Below are 5,196 nucleotides of genomic sequence, written 5' to 3'. Positions count from 1 at the left end.
TCCGAGAGGTTGGCTTTGCCGAGGAGAATCGCCTGCCCGTCGATCAGCTTCTTGACGGTGAAGGCATCCTGGCTCGGCACAGACGAACGCAGAACGTAGGACCCACCGGAGGTGACCATGCCGGCGGTGTCAAAGTTGTCCTTCACCACGAACGGAATGCCGGCCAGCGGTGCGTATTTGGCATTGGGATTTTTCGCCCGTTCAGCATCCCACTTGCGGGCCTGATCGATCGCCTGTTCATTGACGGTCACCAGCGCATTGATGTTTTCGCCCTGGTGATTGTTCGCCTGAATGTTATCCAGATAGTGCTGCACCAAATGCTCGGAACTGATGGTCCCGTTATTCAACGCATGACGCATATCGGCGAGGGTCATGCGGTCGATACCGTCATCCGCCTGAGCACTTGCCGTCAGTACGAGAAACGAACAGACCACCAAATTTTTATTCAACTGCATGGGTAACGCCCCTAATAAGTACAGACGAACGGAATGAGCTCACGCCCCAAGCGATTGGGTTGAGCGTCACAACTAAGCAGGATAAAAGAGGCCAGCTATATGCAGCTGGCCTGGACAGTCATGATCAAACCGGGTGACTTCAACGCCACCGCGGATTAACTAAAGCAGCTGGTTCTTTTGCAGAAACTCCTTGGACACGCTCTCGATGGATTCACGGCCGACATCGACCCGGGAATTGAGGCCCGCGATGGTGTCGTCATCCAGCTTGGACGACAGGGCGTTGAGCAACTCGCCGATCTTCGGATTCTCTTTAAACACTTCAGTGCGAATCACTGGGGTCAGCGCGTAGCTGGGGAAGAAGCCTTTATCGTCTTTCAGTACCACAAAGCCGAAGGCCGGAATCCGCCCATCCGTCGACAGGACCAAGGCCAGATCGACCTGCCCGTCTCTAAGCGCCTGATAGGTCAGCCCGCCGTCCATGCGGACGATGTTCTTGCGCTCAAATTCAAACTTGTATGTCTCTTGCAAAGGACGCAGGCCATCAGGCCGGGAAAAGAACTCAGCATTGGAGGCAAACTTATAGGACTTGCCTGTTTCGATCTTCTTCGCAAGATCGCTGATCGAGGCGATTCCGTCCTTCTCCGCCTCTTCCTTGCGCATAGCAAAGGCATAGGTGTTGTTGGCCTTGGAAGGGTTCAACCAGGTGATGCCTTTCTGCGCATCAAGCTCGCTGATTTTCTTGTACGTTTCGTCAGCGTTGAGCTTGTCCGTGACTTTATTGTAAGTAATCAGTGAAGTGCCGGTGTATTCCCAGTACACATCGACCTGACCATTCTCTTGCGCCGCGCGCAATACGGAAGAACCCAGGTCCGAGCGTTTATCGACACTGTAGCCATTTGCGCGCAGGAGTTGTGCGGTCATCTCGGCAACCAATTGCTGCTCGGTAAACTTCTTGCCGCCGACTACAATCGTGCTGTTGGCAGAAGCACTGCCCACAACACCGGAAACAAGGCTCAGGGTAAAGATCAGACTGGCTAGCATTCTATAAATCATCGTGCACCTCATATTATTGGTTTTGTCTATGGTCTTCAGATTCATTCGCGCCCGGCCAACCTCAAGCCCCGTGACACTGCAATGTTTTGAATCAAGCCGCAGCCCAGATCGACCGCAATCGCCAACAGCGCGGTCGCTGCCGCACCGGCTAGCATCATGCCGAAGTCGTTCAAATCGATCCCGGTAAAGATCAACTCGCCAAGCCCGCCGCCACCGACCAGGAAGGCAAGCGGCGCGGTACCGACGTTGATCGCCAGCGCCGTGCGGATGCCCGCGAAAATCACGTTCATCGCGTTCGGAATTTCGACTTTCCACAGCGTTTCCCGTGGTGTCATGCCCATAGCCTCGGCCGCTTCGACCAGGTGCTGCGGCACTGCGCGCAAGCCTTCATAGGTGTTGACTGCCACGGGCAACAACGTCGCGACAAACAACCCGATGATGGCCGCGCCGCTTCCGACACCCATGAAACTCATGGCCAGCGCCAGCAATGCGAGTTTGGGGATCGCCTGCCCTACGTTAAGGACTTGCATGCTAGCCATGGCGTAACGTTGGTTCGCCGGACGGCTCATCCAGACGCCCAACGGAAGCGCGATGACCAAGGCGAGGACCCCACTGACCGCCACGATCTGCAGATGCTGGACCGTCAGGTAGCTGATGTCGCCCCAGTAAAACTGCAGCCCTTCCCACAATCTGATCAGTAAGTCAGACATCTTCAATGCACCACCGGAGTAATGTTTTCAACAAGTCGCGCCAGGATGTCGGCTTGGTGGACATAGCCGATAAAGCGTCCGTCGCTGTCGTTGCAAAGTGCCCAGTCCTGGCCGCGACCCAGCAATTGCGAAAGCACCTGGCGCAGGTCATCCCCAGGCTTGACGATCAGGTGCGAGTGCGATACTCCACTGTTGCCGCCAACGATCTGCATGTGTTCCCGTGGTGGGACCTTGCTGGCCACGTCAGCCGCGCGCAGCAGACGCAGGCGCTTCATGATCCGGTCGCCACCCATGAAGTTGGCCACGAACTCGCTGTTGGGTCGGGCCAGCAGATCATCCGAGCTACCGAATTGCTGGATTTTTCCGTTGTGGAACAGGGCGACGCAGTCCGCCATCTTCACCGCTTCATCGATGTCGTGACTGACAAACAGGACAGTCTTGTTGACAAGGCGCTGGATGCGCATGAACTCGTCCTGGATCACTTCCCGGTTGATGGGGTCGATCGCGCCAAAGGGCTCGTCCATCAGCATCACGGGCGGATCCGCTGCCAGGGCCCGGGCCACCCCTACTCGCTGCTGCTGGCCACCCGATAGTTCGCACGGGTAGCGTTTGAGGAATTTGGACGGATCCAGTGCCACCACTTCAAGCAATTCCGCGGCGCGCTTGCGGCTCTTGGTTTTGTCCCAGCCCAACAGATTAGGGACGACGCAGATGTTTTCCTCGACGGTCATGTTCGGGAACAAGCCTACTTGCTGGATCACATAGCCGATGGAACGTTTGAGGGTGACGCTGTCCAATTCGGACGTGTCGCGACCACCAATTCTGATCGTGCCGGAGGTAGGCGTGATCAGTCGGTTGATCATTTTCAGCGTCGTGGTTTTACCGCAGCCCGACGGCCCAAGCAGTACGCAGATCTGCCCCTCTTCAACATTGAATGAGACATCTTCTACTGCAGTGATTGAGCCGAATTGCTTGTTCAGGTTTTCGATCTGGATCACGTCGTGGCTTCCTTCATTCGGCCGGTGGCCATTTTGTTCTTGTTCAAGCCTTTTGGAGTCAGGAGGCGCTGCAAGCCGTACAACGCGTAATCGGCCGCAATAGCGATGACACTGATGACGATCGCGCCAGCTAACAGCTGTCGGGTATCCGATTGTGCGATGCCGCGAATGATGAGGCTGCCCAAGCCGCCGGCGCCGATGTAGGCCGCGATGGCTGCGATGCCGATGTTGATGACGGTCGCCATTCTCACGCCCGCCATGATCAACGGGACCGCAATCGGCAGCTCAACCTTGCACAATCGTTGCCAGGTCGACATGCCCATGCCGATCGCCGCTTCGCGCAAGGCAGGATCGATGTTGGAGATCGCCGTGGTGGTGTTGCGGATGATGGGCAATTGGGAGTAGAGAAACAGCGCAATGACCGCCGGCACGACGCCGATCCCGTAACCAATCAGCGATAGGGCCGGAATCATCAGCCCGAACAGCGCGGCGGAGGGAATGGTCATCAGGACCGCGGCGAAGGCTAGGACCCAACGGCGGGTTCTGGGGTGCTGGGAGATCGCGATCCCGACAGGCACGCCGGTCAGAATCGCCAAACCCACCGCTACCGCCACGATGAGAAGGTGCTGCATGAGTAGCAGACTGATCAGCCCACCGTTTTCCAGAATGAAACTCAAGGTTTCCATGGTTGTTATGCCTTCTGTACGTCATTGTTGTTTTTGTCGGTCGCGCATCTGGAATTGAACGCCGGATCTGTTGGAAACATTACCGCGCGACTGTAGGCACTCTGAGCTTCGAGTTCGACGATTTCTATCAAAAAAACGACGTCACGCAGCAAACCAATGCGCAATGCAAGGCGCAGCGTCGATTGAAGACGGAAGTACGCGGGATCGCCAAATGACCAAGGCTTGCCAGAGCGCACCGCCTGTCGGGCCGAGTCATTAGCTTGCTATGGGATTTTGTAGAGCAGATTGGCTCAGAGGTTTTTCAGGGGATTAGCTTTGTTGACCCATGCACTCAGTGACTGAAATTCAGGAGTGAGCATCATCAAATTTCCGCCGCTCTTCACCGGGCGTACATCCCCAGACACGACGGTAAGCAGCACCCAGATGTGACGCTGAGACGAACCCACAGCTGTAGGCAATGGACGCAATGGGCTGGGTGCTTTCACGCAGCAATCGGCGTGCTTCGCTCAATCTGAGTTCCAGGTAGAATTTCTTCGGCGTCATGCCGAAATGCTGATGCCACAGCCGTTCGAGTTGACGGTGGGACAGATTGCACCGGTCGGCGATCATTTCGATGCCGACGATGTTCTCCAGATTGTTCTCCATGAAGGCGATGGCGGCCGTCAGCCTGCGATCATGAATGCCGAACCGCCATTGAATCGACATCCGCTGATGTTCTTCCGGCGCCCTTATCCTGGCGTGCAGAAATTGCTCGGCGATGCTCGCCGCGAGCTGGTTACCGAAATCGAGCGCGATCTGTGCCAGCATAAGGTCGATGGCCGCCGTCCCCCCAGCACACGTCCAGCGGTTACCATGATTGACGTATAGTTCCTTGGTGACTTCGATCGTGGGGAATTCCTCCGAAAATTGACCGATGGACTCCCAGTGCAAGGTGCAGCGCTTTCCTTCCAGTAACCCGGCGCGTGCGAGGATGAAGGTACCAGTGCTCAGTGCACCTACGGTGATCCCGCGGGACGCTGCGAGCCGCAGGAAGCGCAGCATTTTCGGTGGTTTCTGACGTTCGATATCCAGGCTCGCCAGGACAAAAACGCGATCCAGTTCCGGGGCCTGATCAACCGGTACGGTCTGGATCTCGATACCACTGCTGGAGCTGACCGGCCCACCCGATTCAGTGAGGAGGGTCCACTCATAAAGCGTCTTGCCGGACAGCCGATTGGCCGCGCGCAAAGGCTCGCTGGCACCCGCCAGGGCCATCATGGAGAACTGAGGGAGAATGAGCAGCCCGATTCGCTTG

6 protein-coding genes are annotated in these 5,196 nt (G+C 56.7%); all 6 read right to left on the bottom strand.

Annotated features, from left to right (window positions below):
- The coding region (locus ACRESJ_RS17360; protein ID WP_431758997.1) for an amidase family protein at positions 1-455 on the bottom strand (455 nt) is incomplete at its 3' end.
- A 159-nt stretch (positions 456-614) separates the two neighbouring features.
- Positions 615-1,553: a glycine betaine ABC transporter substrate-binding protein gene (locus ACRESJ_RS17355; RefSeq protein WP_431758996.1), complete on the bottom strand. Its 939-nt coding sequence runs from the start codon at positions 1,551-1,553 to the stop codon at positions 615-617.
- Complete coding sequence (locus ACRESJ_RS17350) at positions 1,550-2,218, bottom strand: ABC transporter permease (protein ID WP_431758995.1); 669 nt, start codon at positions 2,216-2,218, stop codon at positions 1,550-1,552. Before ACRESJ_RS17350 ends, ACRESJ_RS17355 begins: the two co-directional genes overlap by 4 nt.
- Positions 2,219-2,220: 2 nt before the next feature.
- On the bottom strand, positions 2,221-3,216 hold the full coding sequence (locus ACRESJ_RS17345) for an ABC transporter ATP-binding protein (protein WP_431758994.1): 996 nt from the start codon (positions 3,214-3,216) through the stop codon (positions 2,221-2,223).
- Positions 3,213-3,902, bottom strand: a complete 690-nt coding sequence (locus ACRESJ_RS17340) for an ABC transporter permease (RefSeq protein ID WP_431758993.1) — start codon at positions 3,900-3,902, stop codon at positions 3,213-3,215. Before ACRESJ_RS17340 ends, ACRESJ_RS17345 begins: the two co-directional genes overlap by 4 nt.
- A 345-nt stretch (positions 3,903-4,247) precedes the next feature.
- On the bottom strand, positions 4,248-5,196 hold a 949-nt coding region (locus ACRESJ_RS17335), incomplete at its 5' end, for a GlxA family transcriptional regulator (protein WP_431758992.1).

The sequence above is a fragment of the Pseudomonas sp. genome (genome assembly GCF_050739655.1).
GTDB lineage: Bacteria > Pseudomonadota > Gammaproteobacteria > Pseudomonadales > Pseudomonadaceae > Aquipseudomonas.
This window is presented reverse-complemented; position numbering and strand designations above follow the sequence as displayed.

What these genes read in the sequence shown, in the direction of transcription:
- ACRESJ_RS17355 (WP_431758996.1), bottom strand. Translation starts at nt 1,553, where the DNA reads ATGAATCTGAAGACCATAGACAAAACCAATAATATGAGGTGCACGATG.
- ACRESJ_RS17350 (WP_431758995.1), bottom strand. Translation starts at nt 2,218, where the DNA reads ATGTCTGACTTACTGATCAGATTGTGGGAAGGGCTGCAGTTTTACTGG.
- ACRESJ_RS17340 (WP_431758993.1), bottom strand. Translation starts at nt 3,902, where the DNA reads ATGGAAACCTTGAGTTTCATTCTGGAAAACGGTGGGCTGATCAGTCTG.